The sequence below is a fragment of the Dyella sp. Tek66A03 genome (assembly GCF_052567735.1).
In genome coordinates, this window is sequence record NZ_CP199584.1 from 939,181 (window position 1) to 964,294 (window position 25,114).

Annotated in this window: 24 protein-coding genes; 23 read left to right on the top strand and 1 reads right to left on the bottom strand. The window is 63.5% G+C overall.

Annotated features, from left to right (window positions below):
- Window positions 1-13: 13 nt before the first annotated feature.
- The 7 genes from ldcA (at window position 14) to ACT01B_RS04125 (ending at window position 5,041) form a co-directional block, all read left to right on the top strand.
- A complete protein-coding gene (gene ldcA / locus ACT01B_RS04095; protein ID WP_445146112.1) occupies window positions 14-973 on the top strand; it encodes a muramoyltetrapeptide carboxypeptidase in 960 nt (319 codons plus the stop codon).
- Window positions 974-1,020: 47 nt separating this feature from the next.
- On the top strand, window positions 1,021-1,482 hold the full coding sequence (gene ribH / locus ACT01B_RS04100; protein ID WP_445146113.1) for a 6,7-dimethyl-8-ribityllumazine synthase: 462 nt from the start codon (window positions 1,021-1,023) through the stop codon (window positions 1,480-1,482).
- On the top strand, window positions 1,482-1,928 hold the full coding sequence (gene nusB / locus ACT01B_RS04105; RefSeq protein WP_445146114.1) for a transcription antitermination factor NusB: 447 nt from the start codon (window positions 1,482-1,484) through the stop codon (window positions 1,926-1,928). The genes ribH and nusB overlap by 1 nt, the downstream gene beginning before the upstream one ends.
- Window positions 1,928-2,473: a GNAT family N-acetyltransferase gene (locus tag ACT01B_RS04110; protein WP_445146115.1), complete on the top strand. Its 546-nt coding sequence runs from the start codon at window positions 1,928-1,930 to the stop codon at window positions 2,471-2,473. The genes nusB and ACT01B_RS04110 overlap by 1 nt, the downstream gene beginning before the upstream one ends.
- A 41-nt stretch (window positions 2,474-2,514) precedes the next feature.
- A complete protein-coding gene (gene thiL, locus ACT01B_RS04115) occupies window positions 2,515-3,495 on the top strand; it encodes a thiamine-phosphate kinase (protein WP_445146116.1) in 981 nt (326 codons plus the stop codon).
- Window positions 3,492-3,995 carry a phosphatidylglycerophosphatase A family protein gene (locus ACT01B_RS04120; RefSeq protein WP_445146117.1) on the top strand — a complete coding sequence of 168 codons (504 nt, stop codon included), beginning with the start codon at window positions 3,492-3,494 and terminating at the stop codon, window positions 3,993-3,995. The genes thiL and ACT01B_RS04120 overlap by 4 nt, the downstream gene beginning before the upstream one ends.
- 470 nt (window positions 3,996-4,465) lie before the next feature.
- Window positions 4,466-5,041, top strand: a complete 576-nt coding sequence (locus tag ACT01B_RS04125; RefSeq protein WP_445146118.1) for a hypothetical protein — start codon at window positions 4,466-4,468, stop codon at window positions 5,039-5,041.
- A 147-nt stretch (window positions 5,042-5,188) separates the two neighbouring features.
- On the opposite strand, the gene ahr is transcribed toward ACT01B_RS04125, so the two are convergent.
- On the bottom strand, window positions 5,189-6,205 hold the full coding sequence (ahr, locus tag ACT01B_RS04130) for an NADPH-dependent aldehyde reductase Ahr (RefSeq protein ID WP_445146119.1): 1,017 nt from the start codon (window positions 6,203-6,205) through the stop codon (window positions 5,189-5,191).
- A gap of 162 nt (window positions 6,206-6,367) precedes the next feature.
- On the opposite strand from ahr, the gene ACT01B_RS04135 reads away from it, so the two are divergent.
- The 16 genes from ACT01B_RS04135 to ACT01B_RS04210 all read left to right on the top strand — a co-directional run bounded on the left by ACT01B_RS04135 (window position 6,368) and on the right by ACT01B_RS04210 (window position 25,034).
- On the top strand, window positions 6,368-7,336 hold the full coding sequence (locus tag ACT01B_RS04135) for a potassium channel beta subunit family protein (protein ID WP_445146120.1): 969 nt from the start codon (window positions 6,368-6,370) through the stop codon (window positions 7,334-7,336).
- 340 nt (window positions 7,337-7,676) lie between these two features.
- Window positions 7,677-8,567: a subclass B3 metallo-beta-lactamase gene (bla, locus tag ACT01B_RS04140; RefSeq protein WP_445146121.1), complete on the top strand. Its 891-nt coding sequence runs from the start codon at window positions 7,677-7,679 to the stop codon at window positions 8,565-8,567.
- Window positions 8,568-8,657: 90 nt separating this feature from the next.
- A complete protein-coding gene (gene hemP, locus ACT01B_RS04145) occupies window positions 8,658-8,879 on the top strand; it encodes a hemin uptake protein HemP (RefSeq protein WP_445146122.1) in 222 nt (73 codons plus the stop codon).
- A 188-nt stretch (window positions 8,880-9,067) separates the two neighbouring features.
- On the top strand, window positions 9,068-9,604 hold the full coding sequence (locus tag ACT01B_RS04150) for a hypothetical protein (RefSeq protein ID WP_445146123.1): 537 nt from the start codon (window positions 9,068-9,070) through the stop codon (window positions 9,602-9,604).
- A 175-nt stretch (window positions 9,605-9,779) separates the two neighbouring features.
- Window positions 9,780-11,051: an efflux RND transporter periplasmic adaptor subunit gene (locus tag ACT01B_RS04155; protein ID WP_445146124.1), complete on the top strand. Its 1,272-nt coding sequence runs from the start codon at window positions 9,780-9,782 to the stop codon at window positions 11,049-11,051.
- Window positions 11,052-11,112: 61 nt separating this feature from the next.
- Window positions 11,113-11,835: an ABC transporter ATP-binding protein gene (locus ACT01B_RS04160; RefSeq protein WP_266183521.1), complete on the top strand. Its 723-nt coding sequence runs from the start codon at window positions 11,113-11,115 to the stop codon at window positions 11,833-11,835.
- Window positions 11,836-11,901: 66 nt separating this feature from the next.
- On the top strand, window positions 11,902-13,206 hold the full coding sequence (locus ACT01B_RS04165; protein ID WP_445146125.1) for an ABC transporter permease: 1,305 nt from the start codon (window positions 11,902-11,904) through the stop codon (window positions 13,204-13,206).
- Between the two features lie 10 nt (window positions 13,207-13,216).
- The gene (locus ACT01B_RS04170; protein WP_445146126.1) at window positions 13,217-14,452 is read left to right on the top strand and encodes an ABC transporter permease; all 1,236 of its coding nucleotides are present in this window, start codon (window positions 13,217-13,219) and stop codon (window positions 14,450-14,452) included.
- An 84-nt stretch (window positions 14,453-14,536) separates the two neighbouring features.
- Window positions 14,537-15,850 carry an ABC transporter permease gene (locus tag ACT01B_RS04175; RefSeq protein ID WP_445147423.1) on the top strand — a complete coding sequence of 438 codons (1,314 nt, stop codon included), beginning with the start codon at window positions 14,537-14,539 and terminating at the stop codon, window positions 15,848-15,850.
- 15 nt (window positions 15,851-15,865) lie between these two features.
- On the top strand, window positions 15,866-17,095 hold the full coding sequence (locus ACT01B_RS04180; RefSeq protein WP_445146127.1) for an ABC transporter permease: 1,230 nt from the start codon (window positions 15,866-15,868) through the stop codon (window positions 17,093-17,095).
- Between the two features lie 33 nt (window positions 17,096-17,128).
- The gene (locus ACT01B_RS04185; protein WP_445146128.1) at window positions 17,129-18,433 is read left to right on the top strand and encodes an ABC transporter permease; all 1,305 of its coding nucleotides are present in this window, start codon (window positions 17,129-17,131) and stop codon (window positions 18,431-18,433) included.
- 10 nt (window positions 18,434-18,443) lie between these two features.
- The gene (locus tag ACT01B_RS04190; protein ID WP_445146129.1) at window positions 18,444-19,664 is read left to right on the top strand and encodes an ABC transporter permease; all 1,221 of its coding nucleotides are present in this window, start codon (window positions 18,444-18,446) and stop codon (window positions 19,662-19,664) included.
- A gap of 45 nt (window positions 19,665-19,709) precedes the next feature.
- Window positions 19,710-21,032: an ABC transporter permease gene (locus ACT01B_RS04195; protein ID WP_445146130.1), complete on the top strand. Its 1,323-nt coding sequence runs from the start codon at window positions 19,710-19,712 to the stop codon at window positions 21,030-21,032.
- 11 nt (window positions 21,033-21,043) lie between these two features.
- Window positions 21,044-22,258 (top strand): ABC transporter permease, encoded by a 1,215-nt coding sequence (locus tag ACT01B_RS04200; protein WP_445146131.1) that lies wholly within the window; start codon window positions 21,044-21,046, stop codon window positions 22,256-22,258.
- Between the two features lie 95 nt (window positions 22,259-22,353).
- Complete coding sequence (locus tag ACT01B_RS04205; RefSeq protein WP_445146132.1) at window positions 22,354-24,159, top strand: DUF885 domain-containing protein; 1,806 nt, start codon at window positions 22,354-22,356, stop codon at window positions 24,157-24,159.
- 68 nt (window positions 24,160-24,227) lie between these two features.
- Entirely contained in the window at window positions 24,228-25,034 is an 807-nt protein-coding gene (locus ACT01B_RS04210) for a PDZ domain-containing protein (RefSeq protein ID WP_445146133.1), read from the top strand.
- Window positions 25,035-25,114: the final 80 nt, after the last annotated feature.

Here is a 25,114-nt window from a genome sequence, read left to right on the forward strand (position 1 = left end):
ACCAGACGCCGCCATGACCCGACTCCGCCTGATCGCCCCCTCCGGCTACCCGCACGATCGTGACGCCATGACGCGCGGCGTAGCGCGCTTGCGCGCCGCCGGTTGCACCGTGGATGGGCTGGACGTGCTCGATCGGCTCGAACACCGCTACGCCGGCGGCGATGCCGAGCGCGTAGCCGACCTCAACGCCTTGGCCATCCATCCGTCGTTGCCGGATATCGCGCTGGCCATCCGCGGCGGTTACGGTGCCACCCGGCTGCTCGAACATATCCACTACGGCGCACTGCGCGAACGACTCGCCGATGCGGCCACCTTGCTGGTTGGCCACAGCGATTTCACCGCGATCCAGATGGCCTTGTACGCAAAGAGCGGTCTCGTCACCTTCGGTGGCCCCATGCTGGGCGCGGACTTTGGCGCCCCTGATCTGAATCCGCTGATGTGGGAACACTTCTGGCGCGCGGTGTCCGCGCCGGAGGCCTCGGCAAGCTGGGCGACTGCCACGACGACCGAGCTGGACGTCCATGGCCCGCTGTGGGGTGGCAATCTCGCCGTGCTGTGCAGCCTGATCGGCACGCCGTATTTCCCGCGCATCGACGGCGGCATCCTGTTCGTGGAGGACGTGGGCGAACCGCCGTTCCGCATCGAGCGGCTGCTGTATCAGCTGCATCTTGCCGGTGTGCTGGATCGCCAGCGGGCCCTGGTGCTGGGCCATTTCACCCATTGCCGGCCACATGCGTACGACAACGGCTATGACATCGACGCCGCGTTTGAGCAGATCAGCCGGGTGGCGCACCTGCCCGTGGTGCGGGGTTTGCCGTTCGGCCACGAGCCGGACAAGTTCACCCTGCCATTCGGCGTGCCGGCCCGGTTGCAGGTGGCGAACGGGCAGGCCAGCCTCCGCTTTTCCGGCCATCCCCACCTTTCCGCGGCGGTTTCCCGGCCCGATCCGGGCAAGTTGCCCCAAATCCCGTAAAATGTCCGGCCCGCATGGGCCATCGAGCCCTCAGGAAGCGTTTACCCATGAAGATCATCGAAGGCGATTTCGCCACGCCCAAAGGCCGTTTTGCCATTGTCGCCGGCCGTTTCAACGGTTTTGTGGTCGAACCCCTGGTGGCCGGCGCGCGTGACGTGCTGGTGCGCCATGGCGTGAAAGACGACGCCATCGAGCTGATCCGCGTGCCGGGCGCCTGGGAAATCGCGTTGGCGGCGCATAAGCTTGCGAACTCGGGCAAGTATGCGGCGGTGATCGCGTTGGGCGCGGTGATCCGTGGTTCCACTCCGCATTTCGACTTTGTGGCCGGCGAATGCGCCAAGGGCCTGGCCCAGGCGGCGTATGCTTCCGGGGTGCCGGTGGCGTTTGGCGTACTGACCACCGACAGCATCGAGCAGGCCATCGAGCGTTCCGGCACCAAGGCCGGCAACAAGGGCGCCGATGCGGCGCTGGCCGCGCTCGAGATGGTCAACCTGTACGGAAAGCTGTGATGAGCCAGCGTCCCGAAGGCATCGATCTCGCTGCACGTTCGCGCGCCCGCCGGCGCGCGCTTCAGGCGTTGTACGCGTGGCAGCTCAGCGGCAGCCACATGAACGCGGTAATCGATCAGTTTCGCCACGAGCAGGACATGGAAGTGGCCGATCTCGAATACTTCGAGGACCTGCTGCGTGGGGTGGAGCGCAACATCGACGCGATCGACATCAGCCTCAAGCCCTTCGTGGACCGCGACGTCGCCCAGATCGACCCGATCGAGCGTGCCGCGCTGCGCCTGGCTGCTTACGAGTTGAAGTACCGCCCGGACGTGCCGTACCGGGTGATCATCAACGAGGCCATCGAGGTTACCAAGCGCTTTGGCGCCGACCACGGCCACAGCTACGTCAATGGCGTGCTCGACAAGCTGGCCGGCACCCTGCGTGCCACCGAGAAGCGCGGCTGATGTCTGGCCCCAACGGGCGCGCCATCGAGAGTCTGGTGCCCGTGCTCGAAACCGAGCGACTGCGGCTGCGCGCGCATCGGGCTGACGACCATGCCGCATGCACGGCGATCTGGTCTGATGCGGACGTCACCCGCTATGTCGGCGGCCGTCCGTTCAGCGCCGAGGAAGTGTGGAAGCGGTTGCTGCAATACGCCGGCATGTGGAGCCTGCTGGGTTATGGCTACTGGGCCGTCGAGGAAAAAAGTAGCGGCCGCTATATCGGCGACATCGGCTACGCCGATCTCAAGCGCGATCTGGAGCCTTCGTTGGAAGGCATGCTGGAGTTTGGCTGGGTGCTGGCTCCCTCGGCGCATGGCAGGGGCTATGCGAGCGAAGCCGTTGCCGCTGTAACCGCCTGGGGCGATCAACACCTCGGCGCGCTGCGCGCCGTCTGCATCATCGCCCCGGAGAACCTGCCGTCGATCCGCGTGGCCGAGAAAGCCGGCTTCCGGCCGTGGCAGGAAACCACGTATCACGGCAGCCCAACGCTCGTTTTCAGCCGCTAATCTCGAGTGCGGCACCGGTTGATCCACACAGGTCGCAAGCCATGGAATTTCGCCTGATCGATCGCATCCGTGAACGCACCGCGCAAGGCCGCGAAGACGTGCGCCTCGGTATTGGCGATGACGCCGCCCTGGTGGCCCCACCGGTGGGGCAGGAGATCGCCATCGCGATCGACACCCTGGTCGAGGGTGTGCATTTTCCACAAGGTACGGCAGCCGCCGATATTGGCTGGAAATCGCTGGCGGTGAATCTCTCCGACCTTGCCGCGATGGGGGCCAGCCCGGCATGGGCGCTGCTGGCGCTTACGCTGCCGCCGCATGCGGCCGAATGCCATGCGCAATTCATCGACGAATTCGCCAAGGGCTTTGCCCAGCTCGCACAACCGCATCGGTTGGCCCTGATCGGCGGCGATACCACGCGTGGCGCCCTGACGGTAAGCGTGGCCGTCCATGGCTTCGTGCCGCCCGGCAAGGCGCTGACGCGCGCCGGTGCGCGGGTCGGTGACCTGGTGCTGGTGACGGGAACCCTCGGTGATGCCGCCGCAGGACTGCAGTTGCTGCAGCAGGGGGTGCGCATCGATGAAGGCGATGGCCGCGCCGCCTATCTGATTGAACGATTGAACCGCCCTACGCCCCGCTTGGCGGTCGGACTCGCCTTGCGCGAGCGTGCCAGCGCCTGCATCGATGTGTCCGACGGCCTGCTCGCCGACCTTGGCCATCTCTGCGCGGCAAGCGGACTCGGCGCGGAGATCGACGCGGCCTTGCTGCCGCGCTCATCCATGTTGCTCGGTGCCTTCGACGAGGCCAGCGCGCGCGACTTCGCCCTCACCGGCGGCGACGACTATGAGTTGTGCTTTACCGTGCCGTCCGCGCGGGTGGCTGAAGTGCAGACCGATCTGGCCCGCATGGGCTGCGGTGCCACGCGGATCGGCCGCATGGTGGAGGGCGACCAGGTGCGCGTACGCGATGAGCACGGCCAGTGGCTGGAAGTGACGCGTCGCGGCTGGGATCATTTCGCCCCATGAGCGATAAAAAGATCCTGACCTCCGAGCAACGTCGACGCCTGCTCGCCACGCCCGCGGGTTGGCTCGCCTGCGGTTTCGGCTCGGGCCTGGCGCCTGTGGCTCAGGGTACGTTCGGCTCCTTGGCGGCGATCCTGCCCTGGTTGTTGCTGCGTAGTTTGCCGCTACAGCTCTACGTCTTCGGGTTGCTGGTGGCATTCGTCGTGGGCGTGTGGGCTTGCAGCCTGGCAGGCCGCGCGCTCGGCGTGGACGATCACCGCAGCCTCGTGTGGGACGAATTCGTCGGTTTGTGGATTGCCCTGATCCCCGCGCTGCTGGCGCCCTGGTGGAGTGTCGTTATCGGCTTCGCCCTGTTTCGCCTGTTCGATGTGTGGAAGCCCTGGCCCATCGGCTGGCTGGATCGCCGCCTCAAGGGCGGCCTCGGTGTGATGGTGGATGACGTCGTGGCTGGCCTATTCGCGGCTATCGTACTGGCGGTGGTGCAGGCTCTAGTGCACGTCTGAGCTCGCATAGCGCGAGAGTCGCCACGTTCCATTGATGGCGACGGGTTCAGATCACCCTGGTGCTATGCGCCTTGGAGCAGGGGCCAGCGCAGGCGGTGCATAGGAATAATTCCTGTAAAGGTGGGCAACGGCGGCCTAAAGCCTTTACGTATCACGCATAGCAGTGTTACATCTGGTGCCATCCGGGACAGGGGCGTTTGGACGTCCACGGCGCACTGACTTTTGCCTGCCATACGACGGCAGTACACGTGTACCGGTGCGCTGGTGCTTCGGCGCGTTGGGCGTCAGATCCTGCGGTCGCGCGAGCGCCATGAGGCGTTCACAGGCCAGGTCGGCTATATCGGGGACCGCGATTTTCCGGACATCGACGCTGCAGCGACCTGGCGGCGTCGGCGGTGAATGGCGTAGCGCCCGGTTGCTGCATGGCCCGACGCCAGTTCCAGGCATTCGATTCACTTCTAGGGGGTGTTATGCGTAGGCTTCTAATCAAGAGTGCATGTCTGCTCGCGGTGCTGATTGCACCGTCGGTCGTCTCTGCGGCGGGCAGCTTACCTCCAGGACCCTGCCGGTTGATCGACCCGTCGACCTGCCCCAACGCCAACGAACTGGTGAAGTCCTCGGGCTTCGCCCAGGCCTTGGCACATTTCGCGAACAGCACGAAAGCCAGCTACTTCCGTTCCAATCGTTCCTTGAGCGAACAAGCGCTCACGGCCCTGGGAGGTACGCCGGAAAACGTCGTACGGCTGGAGGACAAGCGTTTCCTGTTTGCGGCCGCTCCATCGCACGACCGCGGGGGTGACGCGGCCGTGGTGATCCTCAATGAGTTCGGCCAGATCCAAGCCTTGGGCTTCTCCAGCTTCCATTGCGACGTGGCCTGCGAGGACCATCGCTATCTGGACTTCTACGTGAGGAAGGACACCCAGGACGAGACGGTGCTCGCGGTGCTGAAGACGTGGGGAACGAGCGACAAGATCCATAAGGCCGTATGGCGTTCGGACGCCGACGATGGCCTGGACGGGCGCACGGCAGTCCATTTGCTTCCCTGATAGCACCAGGTCATAGCGTCAAGGGCCGAATGGCCGTGCGCCTTCGCCAGTGGCTCGCGGACATCAAGGCGGATGTCGGCGAGCGACGATACCCAGCGTTGGACGGGCAGAGCTTCCAGCCGACGTGGCATCGAGCCTGCCAAGGCGCTACCCCGCCTTTGCCTCCAGCACGATGCGATAGCGCGCCTTACCCTCCTCCAGGTGTTTTAGCGCTTCGTTGACCTGATTCATGGGGAACATTTCCACCTGCGGGCGGATGTCATGGCGGGTCGTGAAGTCGAGCAAGGTGGCAATGTCGATAGGTGAGCCGGTAGGCGAGCCGGAGACTTCGCGTTGCGCCATGATCAGCGAGAACGCGGGTACGGGGATGGGCTCAAGCACCGCGCCGACCACATGCATGCGTCCGCGCGGTGCCAGCGTGGCGATGAACGCATTCCAGTCCATCGGCACATTGACGGTCACCAGCAGCAGATCGAGCGAGCCGACGATGGCGCCAATCGCATTGGCATCTCGGCTGGAGACGACATGGTGTGCGCCGAAACTGCGCGCCTCGTCCGCCTTGGCCGCGGTGGAGGTGAAGGCCGTCACTTCGCAGCCCCAGGCCTTGGCAAACTTGATCGCCATATGGCCAAGGCCGCCGATGCCCACCACGCCGACGCGGGCGCTGGGGCTGATGTCGTAGGCGAGAAACGGCTTGAGTACCGTGATGCCTCCACACAGCAGTGGACCGGCGCTGGCCAAGTGGATGCCTTCCGGGAGCGGAATGGTCCAGGCCCAGTGTGCGCGCACCTTGTCGGCGAACCCTCCCTGATGCCCGCCGATCGTGGGCACCGATTGAGCGCAGAGGTTCTGGTGGCCCGACAGGCATTGGCGGCAATGCATACAGGTTTCCGCGGTCCAGCCGATGCCTACGCGCTGGCCGAGCTTCAGGCCTTTGGCCTGCGGGCCAAGGCCAGTCACGCGGCCGATCACTTCATGTCCCGGCACGAAGGGGAAGCGGGACATGCCCCACTCGTTGTTGATCATGGACAGGTCGGAATGACAGACGCCGCAGTAGTCCACGGCGACCTCCACCTCCTCAGCGCCGAGCGGCCCGAGCTCAAAATCGCTGAGAACCAGCGGCTTGCCCGCCTCTTGCACGGCCCAACCCTTCATGAGTGACATGGCGTGGTTCCTTTGGCGAATGGGATGCGCGCGTCTAAAACACCGGAGCCTAGCCGGCAGCGCGTTGGCGTGACGTATAGGAGGGGGGCAAGAGCAGCCATGCTGGACGCGGGCCGCATGCTGTTGGCATGCTGATCCATCCCCATGCAAGCGGAGTACCCCATGCAATACCGACGTCTTGGAAAATCCGGCCTGCAGTTGTCGGCACTGTCGTTTGGCGCCTGGGTCACTTTCGGCAAACAGGTGGGACGGTCGCTGGCGCGTGACCTGCTGGCGATGGCATACGATCGCGGCGTCAATTTCTTCGACAACGCCGAAGTCTACAATCATGGCGTGGCCGAAACCCTGATGGGCGACGTGCTCGCCGACCTGCGTTTTCCGCGTGACAGCTACTGCGTGTCGAGCAAGGTGTTCTTCGGCGCGACCGAACATCCGCTGCCAACCCAGCGAGGGCTGTCGCGCAAGCACGTGATCGAAGCCTGTCACCAGGCCTTGCAACGGTTGCGTGTCGAGCATCTCGATCTGTACTTCTGTCATCGCCCTGATCCGGATACGCCGATCGAGGAAACCGTGGCGGCCATGGATACCCTGGTGCGACAGGGCAAGGTGCTCTATTGGGGCACCAGTGAATGGGCCGCCGAGGCGATAGACGAGGCCCATCGGGTGGCACGCGAGAACCATCTTTACGCACCGGTGATGGAGCAACCGCAGTACAACTTGCTGCATCGAGAACGGGTGGAGCAGGAGTACGCGCCGCTCTACGACACCTACGGCATGGGCACCACGATCTGGTCGCCCCTCGCGTCCGGCTTGTTGAGCGGCAAGTACAACGATGGCGTGCCTGCCGATGGGCGTTTGGCGCAACCGGGCTATGAGTGGTTGCGCGACGCGATCCTGGAGCAGGGGGGCGACAAGATCGCCAAGGTGCGCAACCTCGCCCCGATCGCCGCCGATCTCGGCGTGACCCTGGCGCAGTTGTCGATCGCCTGGTGTCTGGTCAATCCGCAGGTGTCGACGGTGATGCTGGGGGCGAGTCGGCTGGAGCAGTTGGAGCAGAATCTGGCTGCGCTGGAGGTAGTGGCGAAGTTGGATGCGGGCGTGCTCAAGAGGATTGATGAGGCATTGGGGTGATGAGGCGCTAGGCGCGCGAGACCATTACTTGTAGGAGCGCACCCTGTGCGCGATCACGGCGTTACCGCTCCGTAGGTTGTTCACTCGGGCCATCCCTGGCCCTCGCCCTGCGGGCAGCTTGCGCTGTGCAAACCGGCAATCCTGCCGGATGGTCGCGCACAGGGTGCGCTCTTACATGGAAACCTTGCACGGTGGGGACTTGCTGGCTCCGTAAAGCCATTTTGCGCCCGCCCGAACGCCGAGCCCGGCCGCTCCCGCTTCCTTTTCCACGCGCACCATGCACGGCCACCGGAACACACCTACCGCCGGCCCACATCGTCAGAAAAGGAGATGCCTCCGCATGAAGCCACTTACCGTTTTCCTCTCCACCTGCGTCGCTGCGGCATTCATGTCGTTCGCCCATGCCGAGACACCCGAGTGGACTCAGCCGCAAAATCCTTTCCGTATCTATGGCAACACGTACTACGTGGGTACCAAGGGGCTTAGCGCGATCCTTGTCGCTTCACCGCAGGGACTGGTGCTGATCGACGCCCCCATGGCGCGCAATGCGCCGCAGATTGAAGCCAATATCAAGGCGCTCGGATTTCGGCTGGCCGACATCAAGCTGATCCTCAATACCCACGCGCACTTCGATCATGCGGGCGCCATCGCCACGCTCGCCCGGGACAGTGGTGCCCGGGTGGCAGCGAGCGCGGCGGGGGCGAAGGCGCTGATGCTGGGCGGCAAGGATCCGGAAGATCCGCAATACGGTGAAGCGTCGCCATTTGCACCCGTCGCCAAGGTGACCGTGGTGGCGGATGGTGAGGTGGTGCGCGTGGGCGACAGCGCGATGACTGCGCACTACACACCCGGCCATACACCGGGTAGCACGACGTGGACGTGGCAAGCGTGCGATGCCGGTCGCTGCCTCAACCTGGTCTACGCGGACAGCCTCAGCTCCATCAGCGCGGACGGTTTTCACTACACCGATGATGCGGCCCATCCGCACCGTGTGGAGGACTTTCGCCATGGCATCGACACCATCGCGGGCTTGCCGTGCGACATCCTGATCACGCCACACCCGGAGCAGAGCGATTTCCTGGTGAAGGTGGCGCGGCGCGATGCCGGTGCGAAACCCGATCCGCTCATCGACACCGCTGCTTGCCGAACCTATGCCGAGAGCGGCCGCGCGATGCTGAATGGTCGGCTCGCGAAGGAGAGGGCGCAGGACTCAGACGTGCCGGCTCACTGAACAGCAACCTGGTGGGACGAATCAGGCAGTTGACACTCAAATGCGAATCATTATCATCTAGTGGCCACTTCCGAACTGCGGAGTTCCATCATGACGATGACCGTCCTGTCTCAGCCTCACGCTGCTGAAGCGCTGGCCCGCCCGTTCCGCCTGCTCAGCCTCAAGCCAACCCCGGCGGCCGACACTTCGGCGACGCGGCGCATCTCGAGCCAGCTGCTGCTGAACGGCGAGCGTGAGCTGGTGATCCAGCATCAGGGCAGCGAATACCACCTGCGGCTCACCCGCAACGACAAGCTGATCCTGACGAAATAATTCGCCGTCCCCCGTGGTGCGGTTCTTGGGCAAGGATGCCCTTTCTCCCCTTGCCGGCTCCGAGGCCGGCGACGCACTTCAGGCCTATCGCCACGCCGTTCCCGCGGAACGCCAGCCGGGTCGCCTCTCTGCAAGGAGCAATGACAATGCTTGGCTGGCTCACTCACGCCTTGACTGAGAAGTGTCGGTTGGCAGACGCGGGACCGATCACCCGCTGTTCGGTACCCATGTCGGGCGTCGAACTGGCATCCCGTCTGCCGCTGCTCGGTGGCGTGCTGTACCTGCCGGCGCCACCTTCAGCGCAGCAGGACCTGCCGGTGTCCACCGGCTGGCTGGTGGCGCGGCGCGAGCTGGCGCCGCTGTTCGAAACGCGCGAACTCGTCGCCGCCTGCATGATTGGTGCAGACGGACCGCGCGAATGGATCGACTGCATGGATGCGCAAGCTCGCCCGCGCGCGCGCTTGCACCTGTTGCCGGATACCGACTATCTCGCCTGGGACGCCCTGCTCGCCGAGAGCCGGCTGCTACCGGCGGCGCCGTTGCATCCGGAGCGAATGGTGTGTCGGGCGGCCAGCGCCACGCTCGTCCATTTTCGCCATGGTCGGGTGGGTGCGCTGCAAATTCTTGAGACCGCACAACTCGCGCAGGTGTCGGCCCTGGGGCGGGGTATCGCGAGCGACGTCGCCCGCGCCGCGGCCGTCGAGCTCGGGCCGATGCTGGGCTGAGCCGGGCGCGGACGCTTGTCCGTCTGTCCGTCCATCTGTCCGCGGACAACCGTCCGGCCCGGATCGTGTTCAGTAACGTATTGAAAACAAGCAAATAAAGCATCGATTTTCAGTTGGCACGCCGCTTGCTGACATAGGTCCAGGGGCCGCACTGTCCGCGGCCAGGGACACATCGATGATTCGCGACACCTCCGCTCAAGACCGACTGGTCGAGGTCAAACCCAATCGCAAACGTCGCCTGCTGTTGATCGGCGGTGGCGTGGCCATGCTGGTGCTGCTAGCGCTGTTCGCACCGCGCATCGGCCGCTTGTTTTCGGCGGATGCCTCGGTGAGTGCCTCTCGTCTGGCCTTCGCCACGGTCCAGCGCGGTTTGTTCGTGCGCGATATCGCGGCCGAGGGCAAGGTCGTCGCGGCCGTCAGCCCGACGTTGTACGCCACCTACGGTGGTGCCGTCGTCTTGAAGGTGCACGCGGGCGATGCGGTGAAAAAGGGCCAGCTGCTCGCCACCATCGACAGTCCCGAGCTGACCAACAAGCTGGCGCAGGAGCAGAGCGCCGCCGATGCGATGCAGGTGGACTATCTGCGCGCCCAGATCGACGCGCGCAAGAAGCGCGGTGAATTGCAGAAGTCCTACGACAACGCGCAGATCGATCAGCAGGGCGCACAGCGCGACCTGGCGCGCTACGAGAAGGCCTTCACGCAAGGCGCCGTACCGAGCATGAACGTGGACAAGGCCAAGGACGAACTGCAAAAAGCCAAGATCACCATGACGCATGCCCAGGCCGACCTGAGCACGGACAGCAACAGCCTCGAGTTCGACATTCAGTCCAAGAAGCTCGCGCATGAACGCCAGCTGCTGCTGGTGAAGGACCTACAGCGCCAAGTGGACGACCTCAACGTGAAATCGCCCGTGGATGGCCAGGTCGGCCAGCTGTTCATCGCCGAACGTGCCACGGTGGCCAAGGACGCGCAGCTGCTCAGCGTCATCGATCTCTCCGCGCTCGAAGTGGAAATGAAGGTGCCGGAAAGCTTCGCCCGTGACCTGGGTATTGGCATGGCGGGTGAAATCACCGGCAACGGCAACACCTGGAAGGGCCTGGTCAGCGCCATCTCGCCTGAAGTGGTCAACGGCGAAGTGGCGGCACGCCTGCGCTTCGATGGCGAGACGCCCAAGCAGCTGCGCCAGAACCAGCGCCTTTCCGTGCGCATCCTGCTCGACAGGCGCGACAACGTGTTGACGGTGCAGCGTGGTTCCTTCGTCGACGAATCGGGTGGCAGCTACGCCTACGTCGTGCGCGACGGCATCGCCGAGAAACACCCGATCCGCGTGGGTGCCAGCAGCATCGACAAGGTAGAAATTCTCGATGGCCTGAAGGAAGGCGACAACATCGTGATCTCCGGTACCGACAGCTTCAAGGGCGCTGCCCGCATCGCCATCAGCAACTAACGACCAAAGCCCTCCCTCGCATGCAAGGGGAGGGGCGAAAACCACCACCGAGGAAGCACACATGCTCAAGATGACTCACCTGTCCAAGGTCTACCGCACCGAAGTGGTGGAGACCTACGCGCTGCGCGACTTCAACATCAACGTGAAAGAAGGCGAGTTCGTCGCCGTGACCGGCCCGTCCGGCTCCGGCAAGACCACCTTCCTCACCATCGCGGGCCTGCTGGAAACCTTCACTGGTGGCGAGTACCACCTGGATGGCGTCGAGGTGAGCAACCTCAACGACAACGCGCGTTCGAAGATCCGCAACGAGAAGATCGGCTTCATCTTCCAGGCGTTCAACCTGATTCCCGACCTCAATGTGTTCGACAACGTCGAAGTGCCGTTGCGCTATCGCGGTATGAAGGCGGCCGAGCGCAAGCAGCGCATCATGGATGCACTGGAGCGCGTGGGCCTGGCCTCGCGCGCCAAGCATTATCCGGCCGAGCTCTCCGGTGGTCAGCAGCAGCGTGTCGCTATCGCCCGCGCCCTGGCTGGTTCGCCGCGCCTGCTGCTGGCGGACGAACCGACCGGCAACCTGGACACCCAGATGGCGCGCAGCGTGCTGGAACTGCTGGAAGAGATCCACCGCGAGGGCGCCACCATCGTGATGGTGACGCACGACCCCGAGCTGGCCGCGCGCGCCCAGCGCAACGTGCACATCATCGACGGTCAGGTCGTGGATCTGGCGGAAGACCCGCGCTTCCATCATGCGGTCAGTGCCGCTCGCGCCAACACGCCGGCCTGAGTCGGCCACACCCATGAGACCTCCCGTGCCGACGGGAGGCCGTCATCACCACCAGAGCGAACAACGATGCTTGCTTACTACATTCAGCTTGGCCTTCGCAGCTTGCGCCGCAATCCCTTGCTGACTGCACTGATGGTGATGGCGATCGGCTTTGGCGTGGCCGCATCGATGACCACCTATTCGGTGTTCCGCGCCACCTCGAACAATCCGATTCCTGAGAAGTCGTCCCAGCTCTTCGTGCCCCTGATCGACAACTGGGGACCGGAAGATGCCGCGCAGAACAAGGGCGAGCCGCCCGAAGCCATGAGTTACACCGACGCCATGGGCTTGATGCGTGATCACCGCGCCAGGCGGCAGACCGCGTTGTATCCGGTGGCGCCGTCGGTGATTCCCGCCGACGCCAGCCTGCTGCCGATGCGCGAAAGCAGCTATGCGGTGTATGCCGATGCGTTCGCCATGTTCGACGTTCCGTTCCTCTATGGCGGCGCCTGGCAGGCGTCGGACGACGAGGCACATTCGGCAACGGCGGTGATCGGGCGCAAGCTCAACGACAAGCTGTTCAATGGCGCCAACAGCGTGGGCCGCGAGATCAACCTGGACGGACGCAGCTATCGCATCAGCGGCGTGATGGACACGTGGGATCCGCAGCCGCTGTTCTTCGATCCCGTCAACACGTCGGGATTTGGTGACCCCATCCAATTGTTCATCCCGTTCACGCGCGCCATTGATCTGAAGATGGCCACCAACGGCAACAACAACTGCAACAAGCATTCCGGTGAAGGCTGGGATGCGTGGATCCGTTCCGAATGCGTGTGGATCCAGTACTGGGCCGAACTGCCCGATGCTGCCGGCTATCGCGACTATCTGCGGGGTTATGCCGCCGAGCAGCAGCGTAGCGGCCGCTTCCAATGGGCGCCCAACGTGCGGCTGTACGACGTCCCCCAGTGGCTGGAGCACGAGAAGGTCGTGCCGCAGGAAGCCAAGGTGTCGCTGCTGGTGTCGCTCGGCTTCCTGCTGATCTGCCTGGTCAATACCGTGGGCTTGCTGCTGGCGAAATTCATGCGGCGCGCGCCGGAAATCGGTGTACGTCGAGCGCTTGGGGCATCGCGCAAGGAAATCTATGCGCAGTTTCTGATCGAAGCCGGCACCGTGGGTCTGGCCGGCGGCGTCCTGGGCTTGCTATTGACTGGCGTGGGCGTGTTCGGCGTGACCTTGGTGTTCGCTCCGGATATCGCGCGGCTGGCCCACCTCAACTTTTCCCTTATCGCGCTGACCATGCTGGTAGCGGTGTTGGCGACCGTGTTGGCAGCGTTCTATCCGACATGGCGTGCGGCGCAGGTGCAGCCCGCATGGCAGCTGAAATCCAACTGAGGCGACGACCATGCTGCAAATCAAGCCCATTCTCGCCGCGCTCAAGCATCACAAGGCAGGCACCCTTCTTATCGCCCTGCAGATCGCCCTGACCCTGGCCATCGTCTGCAATGCGCTGTTTATCATCCAGCAGCGCCTGGATCGCATCGCGCGTCCCACCGGACTGATCGAAACGGATCTGCTGACCGTGCAGACCCGCTGGGTCGGTGTCGACGACGACAAGACCGGCCCGCTGGTGCGTGCGGATGTGCAGGCTATCCGCCAGCTGCCCGGCGTCGAGGACGCCATCTCGATCAATTCGTATCCCTTGCGTGGCGGTGGTTGGTCGACCGGTGTGCGTACCAATCCGGATGCCAACAAGAAGTCCGAAGCGCACACCACGCAGTACTTCGTCGACGATCATGCGTTGGCGACGATGGGGTTGAAGCTGGTCGCTGGGCGCAATTTCCGCTCCGACGAGATCATCGAAATGGATCCCAAAGCGGTCGTATCCTCGTCCCAGGTCATCGTGACCAAGGCGCTGGCCGACAAACTGTTTCCGGACGGTTCGGGTTTGGGCAAAGCGGTGTACGTCGATGACAGCACCAAGCCGAGCACCATCATCGGCATCGTCGAGCGGTTGGAAGTGCCGTGGAATAGCAGCTGGTCCGACGCGTTTCTTGACAATGCAGTGCTTGAGCCGTACCAGCTCACCGGTGGCGGCACCTCGTACATGGTGCGCAGCAAGCCGGGCCAACTGGCCGCGGTCACCAAGTCCGTGCCGGAGACGCTGTACAAGCTCAACCGTATGCGCGTGATTCCCTCGGAACGCGGCGTGCGTACCTATGACGTCGTGCGCGAACAGGCTTACAAGAGCGATCGTGGCATGGCAATCCTGATGGGCGTGGTGTGCCTGGTGCTGTTGGCGATCACGGCGGCGGGCATCGTCGGCCTCACCAGCTTCTGGGTCGGCCAGCGGCGCAAGCAGATCGGCGTGCGGCGTGCGCTGGGCGCCACGCAGCGCGACATCCTCAGCTATTTCATGACCGAGAACCTGCTTATCGGCATCGCCGGCGTGGTGGTCGGTGCACTGCTGGCAGTGGGCATGAACCTGTGGCTGGTGACGCAGTTCGAGATGGCGCGGCTGTCGCTGTTGTACGTGGCGGTAGGCGTCGTTGCGCTGTTGTTGCTGGGGCAGGGCGCGGTGTTGGCGCCGGCCATGCGTGCCGCGCGCGTGCCGCCGGTTGAGGCGACCCGGTCGGTTTAAGGCGATGGTGTTTTTCAAGGAGAGCTCGATGGTTTGGCTTGCGAAGACGGATGCCTGGTTTGGAATGAGGTGGTCATGAGCGCCATGTTTATCCACAACTTGCGATTAGGTGCTTCCAGTCTGCGCCGCAACCCGCTGCTGACGGCGCTGATGATCATGTCGATCGGCTTCGGTGTGGCCGCGTCGATGGTGACGTTTGCGGTATTTCGTGCGGTATCCGGCGATCCGATTCCGCAGAAGTCATCGCAGTTGTTCGTGCCGCTGATCGACAACCGCGGCCCGCAGTACAACCGCAAGGGCGAGCCGCCGAGCGCGCTCACCTACACCGATGCCATGGCGCTGATGCGAGCGCACAAGGCCGAGCGGCAGACGGTGCTGTTTCCGGTGGCGATGTCCATCATGCCGGGCGATCCGCACAGGATGCCGTTCAAGGCGATCGGATATGCCACCTATGGCGACTTCTTCCCGATGTTCGACGTGCCGTTCCTGTACGGCAGTGCCTGGGGGGCGACCGAGGATGACTCACGCAGTGCCATCGTGGTGATCAGTCGCGCGCTCAACCAGAAAATTTTTGGCGGAGAGAACAGCGTGGGACGGCGGATCATCCTGGATGACAGGGAATACCGCATCGTCGGCGTCACCAATGACTGGGACCCCAAACCGCGCTTCTATGACATGTTCAATGACAATGCCTACGCCTCACCGGCGCAGGTCTATATTCCATTCACGTATGCCATCGACCAGAAGATCGATAGCTACGGCAATAACAACTGCGGTAGCGACGGCAAGCGCGGCGAAGACCGTGACAGCTGGATGCGTGGCGAATGCGTGTGGATCAGTCCCTGGGTCGAGCTCGACAACCCGGAGCAGGTAGAGGCCTATAGGCAGTTCCTTCGCGGCTACGCTGATGACCAGCGCCGCGCCGGGCGTTTCAACTGGGCACCTAACAATCGGCTGCGCGACGTCAACCAGTGGCTGGACTTTCAGCACGCGGTGCCGCCGGAGAGTCGCATTTCGCTCTCGCTGGCGCTGGGTTTCCTGGTGATCTGTCTGGTCAACACCATTGGTCTATTGCTGGCGAAATTCATGCGCCGCGCGCCGGAGATCGGTGTCCGCCGTGCGCTGGGCGCCTCGCGTGCCGACATCTATCGGCAGTTCCTCGCCGAAGCCGGCATGGTCGGTCTTGCCGGTGGCGTACTCGGCTTGCTGTTGACTGCCTTGGGCATGTTGGGTGTGGGTCTGGTATTCGAGCCACAGATCGCGCGCCTGGCCCATCTGGATATTTCCCTGGTGCTGCTGACCTTGCTGGTGGCCATCGCCGCCACGGTGCTGGCCGCGTTCTATCCCACCTGGCGGGCGGCGCAAGTGCAGCCCGCCTGGCAGCTGAAATCGAACTGAGGCGAGGAGGGAGCCATGCAAATCAAGCCGATCCTTTCCGCACTGCGCCGGCACAAGGCGGGTACCTTTCTTATCGCCATGCAGATCGCGTTGACGCTGGCGATCGTCTGCAATGCGCTGTTCATCATTCACCAGCGGCTGGCGCACCTGTCCGAACCCACGGGCATCGATGAGACAAACATCTTCGTCATCCAGAACGAATGGGTGGGTTCGTCCACGACCGATCAGGCGGATGCGAAAATCGTTGAGGACCTGCGCGTGCTGCGCGAGCTTTCCAGCGTGCAGGACGTCACCTCAAGCAACTCCTATCCGTTGCGCGGCGGCGGCTGGGACGATGGCATCAAGCTCAAGCCCGATCAGCTGCAGGACACCACCGGGTCTACCGTCTATTTCGGGGACGATCATTTCGTCGACACGCTGGGCTTGAGGCTGATCGCCGGTCGCAATTTCCGCGCGGAAGAAATCAGTCGGATGGATTGGCGCGACCGGCTGGGACCGGCGCAGGTCATGGTGACCAAGGCGCTTGCCGACAAGTTGTTCCCGAATGGCGATGCGGTGGGCAAGACGATTTATTTGGTGGGTGGTCCTACCACGATCGTCGGCGTGGTCCAGATGCTGCAGGCGCAGAGCGTCGATCGTTGGGCGGCGGATTTTGCCTATCGCGCCCTGATCGTGCCCAAGCGACTCGCCACCTCACTGGGCGTCTTCTATATCGTTCGGGCTCGTCCCGGTCAGTTGGACGCAGCGATCCGTGCGGCGCCCAAGGCGCTGTTCGAGCACAACCCGCGGCGCATCCTGGACGAGAAGGACGGCGTGCTCAGCTTCTCCCAGGTGCGCAGTCGTGCCTACGAGCGCGATCGGGGCATGGCGATACTGATGGGGGTGATCTGCGTGGTCCTGCTGGCCATTACGGCGGCCGGCATCGTCGGCCTCACCAGTTTCTGGGTAGGTCAGCGGCGCAAGCAGATCGGCGTGCGGCGGGCCCTGGGCGCTACGCAACGCGACATTCTCAATTACTTCATGACCGAGAACCTGCTGATCAGCAGTGGTGGCGCGCTGATTGGCGTCTTGCTGGCGATCGCCATCAATTTGTGGTTGGTCACGCGCTTCGAGATGAACCGGCTTTCGCTGGTGTACGTGCTGGCCGGTGTGGTGATTCTGTTGTTGTTGGGTCAGGGCGCCGTGTTGGCGCCGGCGATGCGTGCATCACGGGTGCCTCCGGTAGAGGCCACGCGGTCGGTCTGACCGCAGGGAACGTTTGGGAACGAGGGGAAACATATGTTCGGCTACTACCTGGATTTGGCACTGCGCAGCCTCAGGCGCAACAAGATGCTCACGGCACTGATGGTGCTCGCCATCGCGTTGGGTATCGGCGCCAGCATGACCACGCTGACCGTGCTCCATGTGTTGTCGGGTGACCCGATGCCTGGACGCAGCGCGACGTTGTTCTACCCGCAACTCGACCCTCAGGACATGGACGGCTACGAGCCGGGCAAGGAGCCCCCGCAACAAGTCACCTGGATCGATGGCATGAACCTGTTGCATGCCAAGCGCGGCCTGCGGCAGGCCCTTATGACCGGTGGCGCGGTACCGGTGCAGCCGGCGCAGTCGGGCATGGACCCGTTCTACAGCGACGCGCGCTACACCTCGAGCGATTTCTTCGCCATGTTCCAGGTGCCGTTTATTTACGGCCGCGGCTGGAGCGAAGCGGATGATAAGGACAAGGCGCGCGTGGTGGTGATCACCCGCACCCTCAACGACAAGCTGTTCGCGGGCAAGGACAGTACCGGCCAGACTCTGCGCATGGGCGATGCGGCCTTCCGCGTCATCGGCGTGCTCGACAGCTGGCGGCCCAATCCGCACTTCTACGACATGAACATGGGCAACTATGCCGCGTCGGAAGATGTTTTCCTGCCGCTTACCACTGGACGCGAGCTGCGCTTCGATCACAACGGCTCGATGGACTGCTGGGGCACCGGCGGAGGCGATGAGGAACATCTCGAAACCGCACCTTGCGTCTGGTTGCAGTTCTGGGTCCAGCTAAGCAGTACCAGTGATGCAGCCGCCTACAAGGAATTCCTGCTGCATTACTCGCAGGAGCAGAAAGCGATGGGGCGCTTCCAACGGCAACCCAACGTGCGCCTGCCGGCCCTGATGGAGTGGCTGGATATCAACAAGGTCGTGCCCGGCGACGTGCGCCTGCAAACCTGGTTGGCATTTGGATTCCTGCTGGTCTGCCTGGTCAATACGGTGGGCCTGATGCTGGCCAAGTTCCTGCGTCGTTCGGGTGAACTGGGGGTACGTCGTGCGCTGGGCGCGTCCAAGCGTGAGGTGTTCATGCAACTGCTGGTGGAATCGGGCGTCATCGGCCTGGCGGGTGGCGTTGGCGGCTTGCTGCTGGCCTTCCTCGGCTTGTGGCTGGTGCGCAAGCAGCCTTCCGACTACGCCGCACTCGCGCATCTGGACATGTCGATGTTGTTGATCACGTTCCTGTTGGCGGTGGGATCGAGCCTGTTGGCCGGTCTGCTGCCCGCCTGGCGTGCCTGCCAGATCACTCCTGCGCTGCAACTGAAGAGCCAGTAAGGACAACGCCATGGACATCCTGCCTATTCTTTCGACGCTGCGCCGTCACAAGGTCACTGCCTTCCTGGTGATCATCGAGATCGCACTGACCTGCGCCATCGTGTGCAATGCGGTATTCCTCATCAACCAGCGACTCGACCGCATGCATATGACCAGCGGTGTGGCCGAGCATGAACTGCTGCAAATCCTGTTCGCCGACATCGGCCCGAACAAGAACCAGAAGGCGCGTACCGAGGAAGACCTGGCCGCGTTGCGGCAGATCCCCGGTGTCATCCAGGTGTCGTCCGCGAACCAGGTGCCATTCGGCAATTCCTCGTGGAACGGAGGCATCAAGCTCGACCGCAACCAGCGCGTGTCGACGCTCAATGCCACCACCTATACCGGCGAGAACGTCCTGCAGACGCTGGGCACCCAACTGGTGGCCGGACGCAACCTGCAGCCGGACGACTACATGGATTTCGATGATGTCGTCAGGGCCGCTTCGGTCAAGGACGCGAAGGGGATTCCCAAGGTGACCGTCATCACCCAGAGCCTGGCGCAACGCCTGTGGCCTGGACAGCAGGCGCTCGGCAAGCAGATCTACTATGCCGACTACCCCATGACGGTGGTGGGCGTCGTGAAGCACCTGGTGCGGCCGGCCTTCACGGACTTGGCCACCGCGGAGTTCACCATGGTGCTGCCGATGCGCATCACCCAGGGGCTCTACATCATCCGCACCGACCCGCAGAATCGCGACGCCGTGCTGAAGGCGGCCGTCGCCAAGATGAAGGCGATCAATCCGCATCGCGTCATCCTGAAGCAGCGCCCATGGGATGAAGTACGCGACAACTTCTTCCAGAATGACCGCGCCATGGCCGGCCTGCTGGTGGGCGTGTGCTTTGCCTTGCTGGTGGTGACGGCCTTGGGCATCGTGGGCCTGGGCAGCTTCTGGGTAGCCCAGCGCCGTCGGCAGATCGGTGTGCGGCGTGCGCTCGGTGCGACGCGCCGAAACATCCTGAATTACTTCCAGACCGAGAATTTCCTGCTCGCCACGATCGGCATCGTGCTCGGCATGGTGCTCGCTTACGGCATCAACCTGATGTTGATGGTGCACTACGAATTGCCGCGCTTGCCGGCGATCTATTTCCCAGTCGGCGCGCTGTCGCTATGGGTGATAGGGCAGTTGGCCGTGCTCGGCCCGGCTATGCGTGCGGCTGCCGTGCCGCCGGTCGTGGCGACGCGTTCGGTGTAATGACTACTCGCCGCCCCACAAGGGCGGCGATACGGGGAGGTGGGGATGTTCGGCTACTACCTTGATCTGGCGTGGCGCAGCCTGCGCCGCAACAGCGTGCTCACGGCGTTGATGGTGCTGGCAATTGCCGTAGGTATCGGCGCCAGCATGACTACGCTGACGGTGATGCACCTGTTGTCCGGCGACCCTTTGCCTGGGCGCAGCGGCTTGCTGTTCTATCCGCAGGTCGATCCAGATACGTCACTGGACGGACACAAAGAGCCATTTGACGTGATGGACTACCACTCGGCCGTGGACTTGTGGAGTGCGCATCGCGCCGAGCGCCAGACCCTGATAAGTAGTGCGCCGGTCAAGCTGCGGGCAGAGGGCAGCGCCGTTCCCCCGCTGATGATGCAGATGCTGGCGACGACGGCGGACTTCTTCCCCATGTTCGACGTGCCGTTCTTGTATGGCGGCAGTTGGTTGCCGGATGACGAAGAGCATCGTGCACGGGTGGCGGTGATCTCTGCCCAGCTCAACGACAAGCTGTTTGGAGGCGCCAACAGTGTCGGGCGCACCCTGCGCTTGCGCGACAGCGATGTCCGCATTGTCGGCGTACTCAAGCCGTGGCGTCCGTCGCCGCAGTTCTATGAGGTGCGTGGCGGTCGCTTCTCCAATGGCGATACGGCGGATTTCTTCGCCAAGCCGGAAGACGTCTACGTTCCCTACTTTACCGGCGTGGATATAGCCGACCGCAACTTCAACGTCTTCACTTGCTGGCGCATACCTGACGATCACGCAAAGCTACCGGACCAGCCTTGTGTATGGGTTGCGCTATGGGTGCAGCTTGGCAGTGCGGCCAAGGTCAGTGACTATCGCGGTTTCCTTGCCGACTACGCGGCTCAACAAAAGGCGCTGGGACGCTTTGCCCGCGCTGACAATACGCGCCTGCGCAGCCTTATGCAGTGGCTCGACTTCAACCAGGTCGTGCCGAGCGATGTGCGGCTACAGACCTGGCTCGCGTTCGCCTTCCTCGCCATCTGCCTGTTCAACACAATCGGCCTGCTGCTTGCCAAGTTTCTGCGGCGATCCGGCGAAATCGGCGTTCGTCGGGCCCTGGGGGCCAGTCGTCGTGCCGTGTTCGCCCAATGCCTGGTGGAGGCCGGCATGATCGGGCTGCTCGGTGGTGTTGGCGGCTTGCTGCTCACCCAGCTTGGCTTGTGGTTGGTACGTCGGCAGCCAGCAGCGTATGCCGACCTGGTGCATCTGGATGTCGCCATGTTCCTCGGCACGTTCGCGCTTGCGATATCTGCGAGCTTGTTAGCGGGCGTGCTACCTGCCTTGCGTGCGAGCCGGGTCGCACCCGGCCTGCAACTGAAGACCTTGTGAGGAGCGGCCTCATGTCGATCGCCCCCATCCTGTCCGCCTTGCGTCGCCATCGCCTCGCCGCGACGCTGATTGCGTTCGAGATTGCACTGGCCTGCGCCGTACTGTGCAACGCATGTTTCCTGATCGTCAGTCGCCTGCAATTGATGCATGTCCCGAGCGGTGTGGATGAAGCATCGCTGGCGATCATCAAGCTGACCGGCTTCGAAGAGACCCAGGCTGTCGATCTCAATGCTCGCGTCTTGACTGCGCTGAGGAACCTGCCCGGAGTGCGATCGGCGACCGTCACCAACACGGCACCGTTCAGCGAGAAGGTGGGCTCAGCGGGTATCACGACAGCTCAGGAACCGGGTCACCCTCGCGCAGTGGTCGACTTCTATGTCGGCGGACCAGGTACGTTCGACGCGATGGGACTGCGGCTGATCAGCGGGCGGATCCCGCAGCCCGGCGAATACGCCTTGTTCTCCGGCTTCGTTCCCGAGAACGGAGTGGTGCTGGTGACGCGGTCACTGGCCGAACACTTCTGGCCGCGCGTCGATCCCTTGGGTAAGGAGGTGTGGTGCGATCGACTGCATTTCCGCGTGGTCGGTGTGATCGAGCACCTGGTGCGTCCCGATCCTGCGGGGTTCGGACGCGGTAGCGGTGATTGGAGCGTCTTTGTTCCCGGGCTACCTGGACCGAAATTCGCCGGCACCTATTTGCTGAAGGCCGACCCGGCGCAGTTGCCACGGGTTTTGCGCGACGCGCGCGCTGCCATCGCCAAGATCGCGCCGGATGTGGTGCTGGATGAGGAATACAGTCGCACGCTCAGCGACATGCGCGACATCCGTTTTCGCCAGGATCGCGCCATGGCCGGCATCTTGATCGGTGTGATCCTGGCCCTGCTGCTGGTGACGGCACTGGGCATCGTGGGGCTGGCCAGCTTCTGGGTGCAGCAGCGGCGCAAGCAAATCGGCATCCGTCGCGCCATTGGCGCCACCCGGCGCGACATCCTGGGCTATTTCCAGACCGAGAACTTCCTGATCGTCAGCGGCGGCATCGGCATCGGCATGGTCCTGGCGTTCGCCCTGAACCTGGTACTGATGAAGTTCTACGAACTGCCGCGCTTGCCGCTGTACTACCTGCCGTTGGGCGCTGTCTCACTGTGGCTGCTCGGCCAGTTGGCCGTGCTTGGTCCGGCCTTGCGGGCGGCCGCGGTGCCGCCGGTGGTGGCGACAAGGTCGGTATAGGGGTGAATTAGGCCGCACATCCGTGCTGTTCGGCACGGGTTGCCAGGCCATCGGCCATGGAAAATGAGTGTTATCTCAACCGGAAGGGTGTTCCCATGAAAATCGGACCGCGTATGGTCTTGGCGGGTTTGTTGATGTCGGCCGCGTGTGCGGCTTCGGTACAGGCCGCGCCGACGGATGTACCCACCCGCGTCAAGGCGCTTAATGTCCTGCTGGCCGAGCAGTGGCAGCACAATCTGGAAAACTCACCGGAGTTCGCCACCATCGTGGGCGACCTGCGTTACAACGATCGCTGGAGCGATGTCTCGCTGGCGCATACCCAGGCCGAGCAGGCGAAGACCCAGGATTTCCTGAAGCGCTTCCAGGCGATCGACACCACCGGGTTCTCCGACGACGACAAGCTCAATCAGCAGCTGATGGTGCGTCAGCTGCAGGACGCGCTCAAGGCCCATGAGCTGAAGATCGACGAGATGCCGCTGGACCAGATGAGCGGCGCGCACCTCATGCTGGCCGGTTTCGTCAGCTCCATCCCGTTCAACAACACCAAGGAATACGACGACTACCTGGCACGCCTCAAGGCTGTACCCGCCTTGCTCGCGCAGGTGACCGGCGTGGCTCAGCAGGGCCTGAAGGACGGCATGATGCCGCCGAAGTATCTACTGGAAAAAGTGGTCACCCAGATCGACAGCATCGGCAAGCCCGCTGGCATGGACAGCGTCTTCGCCGAGCCGCTCAAGCACTTCCCCAAGTCAGTGTCGCCGGCGGACCAGAAGCGCCTGCATGACGCCATTCTTGCCGCCATCGACCACGACGTGCGTCCGGCCTACCAGAAGCTGGGCGAATTCGTGGCCAAGGACTATGCGCCGCATGGTCGCTCTGAACCTGGCGTGTGGCAGCTGCCCAATGGCGATGCGATCTACCGCTTCGACGTCGAGCAGATGACCACGACCAAGGAAAGCCCGGAGCGCATCCATGAGATCGGCCTGGCCGAGGTCAAGCGCATCGAGGGCGAGATGACCGAGATCGCCAAGTCGCAGGGCTACAAGGATCTGGCCAGCTTCCGCGCTGCGCTCAAGACCAACCCGAAGACGCACGCCACTTCGCGCGAGGACATCCTCAACCGTTACCGCAACTACCTCGCGGGCATGCAGCCGGAACTGCCGAAGCTGTTCGGCCTGCTACCCAAGACCAAGGTGCAAGTCGTGCCGGTGGAGCCGTTCCGCGAGAAGGAAGCTGCGGGCGCCGAATACCATCAGGGTACGCCGGATGGTTCGCGTCCGGGCCAGATCTTCGTCAATACCGGTGATTATGCCGATCGCAGCGTGTTGAGCATCGAGTCGACGGCTTACCATGAAGGTATCCCCGGCCATCACATGCAGATCGCCATCGCGCAGGCGTTGCCTAACTTGCCGCCGTTCCGGCAGCAGGCCGGCTACAACGCCTATATCGAAGGCTGGGCGCTGTACTCGGAGCAATTGGGCAAGGAGCTCGGTTTCTATAAAGATCCGCTGTCCTACTATGGCCACCTGTCCGACGAGTTGCTGCGTGCCGATCGCCTCGTGCTCGACACCGGCGTTCACTCCAAGCACTGGACGCGCCAGCAGATGGTCGATTTCTTCCATGAGCATTCGAGCCAGGACGAACCGGACTTGCAGGCAGAAACCGATCGCTACATCACCTGGCCGGGCCAGGCGCTGGCGTACAAGATGGGCCAGCTGAAGATCGTCGAGCTGCGTGAGCATGCGAAAAAGGAACTGGGCGACAAGTTCGACATCCGCGCCTTCCACGACGAAGTGCTCGGTGGCGGCGCGCTGCCGCTGGACGTGCTCGAAACGCGCATCAATGCGTGGATCGCTGCAGTGAAAGCGGGCAAGGCGCCCGCTCACCCGGTGGCGAGCTGAGCATTCAGTAAGACCGGAGCGCGCGCTGCATCCCGCAGCGCGCGCTTTGCAACGCTAGGGAGAGAGCGATGCACCGATCGATGAAGTCCTTGCTGTGGGTCGTGGCGCTGCTGGCGCCTATCTCGGCTGCAATCGCGGGTACGGAGTTCTCGTATCGCTCTGACAGCACCTTGCGTTGGCACAGTGAAGGACGCTACTTACACCTCGCAACGGCGAAAGACGGTGGCGTCAAGGTGCTGGCGGTAACGCCGGCATCGCTTTGGGGACTGACCGAGGGCGACGAGATCCTGGAGGCCGACGGCCAGCCGGTTCGCGATGTCGCGGCGCTGATGGATCGACTTCGAGCGCATGACGCTACGCCCATGTCGCTCAAGGTACGGCAGGGCCGTATCGAGAAGGCGGTAACCCTGGCGGCCCAGGCTCATGAGCTGGTGTCTGCACCTGCACCCAAGTCACCGGCGGCGCCGGAGTCTCCGGCATCACCCGCAGCACTGGCCGATACGAGTCACAGTCGATTTGTCTATCAAACCGACAGTAGCCTGCGTTGGCGCAGCGATGGGCAACGATTGCAGCTGGTGACTGCCAGTGGTGGCGGCGTAAACGTCGTTGCGCTGACACCGGCGTCCTTGTGGGGCCTGGCGCAGGGGGATGTGATCGTCGAGGCCGACGGCCAGCCGGTTCACGATGTGGCCGGGCTGTTGAATCGTCTGCGGGCGCATGGCGCGTCCCCGATGCCGGTCAAAGTGCGCCGGGACGGTGCCGAACACTCGGTCATGCTGGCAGAGCAGGCTCGCAGCGGCTTGCTGCCGACCGCGCCACCGCCGGCACCACCACCGCCAGCCCCACCGGCAGCCCCCGTTCCACCGGGCGGTTGACGGCCGCCACCATCGACCCGCGACGGATCGCGCGAAAGATGGCAACCTTTTGGCGTGGAGCTGCATCCACGTCTACATGT

Bases quoted from the DNA above. Each gene is read 5' to 3' on its own strand.
- ldcA (WP_445146112.1), top strand. From the start codon at position 14: ATGACCCGACTCCGCCTGATCGCCCCCTCCGGCTACCCGCACGATCGT.
- ribH (WP_445146113.1), top strand. From the start codon at position 1,021: ATGAAGATCATCGAAGGCGATTTCGCCACGCCCAAAGGCCGTTTTGCC.
- nusB (WP_445146114.1), top strand. From the start codon at position 1,482: ATGAGCCAGCGTCCCGAAGGCATCGATCTCGCTGCACGTTCGCGCGCC.
- ACT01B_RS04110 (WP_445146115.1), top strand. From the start codon at position 1,928: ATGTCTGGCCCCAACGGGCGCGCCATCGAGAGTCTGGTGCCCGTGCTC.
- thiL (WP_445146116.1), top strand. From the start codon at position 2,515: ATGGAATTTCGCCTGATCGATCGCATCCGTGAACGCACCGCGCAAGGC.
- ACT01B_RS04120 (WP_445146117.1), top strand. From the start codon at position 3,492: ATGAGCGATAAAAAGATCCTGACCTCCGAGCAACGTCGACGCCTGCTC.
- ACT01B_RS04125 (WP_445146118.1), top strand. From the start codon at position 4,466: ATGCGTAGGCTTCTAATCAAGAGTGCATGTCTGCTCGCGGTGCTGATT.
- ahr (WP_445146119.1), bottom strand. From the start codon at position 6,205: ATGTCACTCATGAAGGGTTGGGCCGTGCAAGAGGCGGGCAAGCCGCTG.
- ACT01B_RS04135 (WP_445146120.1), top strand. From the start codon at position 6,368: ATGCAATACCGACGTCTTGGAAAATCCGGCCTGCAGTTGTCGGCACTG.
- bla (WP_445146121.1), top strand. From the start codon at position 7,677: ATGAAGCCACTTACCGTTTTCCTCTCCACCTGCGTCGCTGCGGCATTC.
- hemP (WP_445146122.1), top strand. From the start codon at position 8,658: ATGACGATGACCGTCCTGTCTCAGCCTCACGCTGCTGAAGCGCTGGCC.
- ACT01B_RS04155 (WP_445146124.1), top strand. From the start codon at position 9,780: ATGATTCGCGACACCTCCGCTCAAGACCGACTGGTCGAGGTCAAACCC.
- ACT01B_RS04160 (WP_266183521.1), top strand. From the start codon at position 11,113: ATGCTCAAGATGACTCACCTGTCCAAGGTCTACCGCACCGAAGTGGTG.
- ACT01B_RS04165 (WP_445146125.1), top strand. From the start codon at position 11,902: ATGCTTGCTTACTACATTCAGCTTGGCCTTCGCAGCTTGCGCCGCAAT.
- ACT01B_RS04170 (WP_445146126.1), top strand. From the start codon at position 13,217: ATGCTGCAAATCAAGCCCATTCTCGCCGCGCTCAAGCATCACAAGGCA.
- ACT01B_RS04175 (WP_445147423.1), top strand. From the start codon at position 14,537: ATGTTTATCCACAACTTGCGATTAGGTGCTTCCAGTCTGCGCCGCAAC.
- ACT01B_RS04180 (WP_445146127.1), top strand. From the start codon at position 15,866: ATGCAAATCAAGCCGATCCTTTCCGCACTGCGCCGGCACAAGGCGGGT.
- ACT01B_RS04185 (WP_445146128.1), top strand. From the start codon at position 17,129: ATGTTCGGCTACTACCTGGATTTGGCACTGCGCAGCCTCAGGCGCAAC.
- ACT01B_RS04190 (WP_445146129.1), top strand. From the start codon at position 18,444: ATGGACATCCTGCCTATTCTTTCGACGCTGCGCCGTCACAAGGTCACT.
- ACT01B_RS04195 (WP_445146130.1), top strand. From the start codon at position 19,710: ATGTTCGGCTACTACCTTGATCTGGCGTGGCGCAGCCTGCGCCGCAAC.
- ACT01B_RS04200 (WP_445146131.1), top strand. From the start codon at position 21,044: ATGTCGATCGCCCCCATCCTGTCCGCCTTGCGTCGCCATCGCCTCGCC.
- ACT01B_RS04205 (WP_445146132.1), top strand. From the start codon at position 22,354: ATGAAAATCGGACCGCGTATGGTCTTGGCGGGTTTGTTGATGTCGGCC.
- ACT01B_RS04210 (WP_445146133.1), top strand. From the start codon at position 24,228: ATGCACCGATCGATGAAGTCCTTGCTGTGGGTCGTGGCGCTGCTGGCG.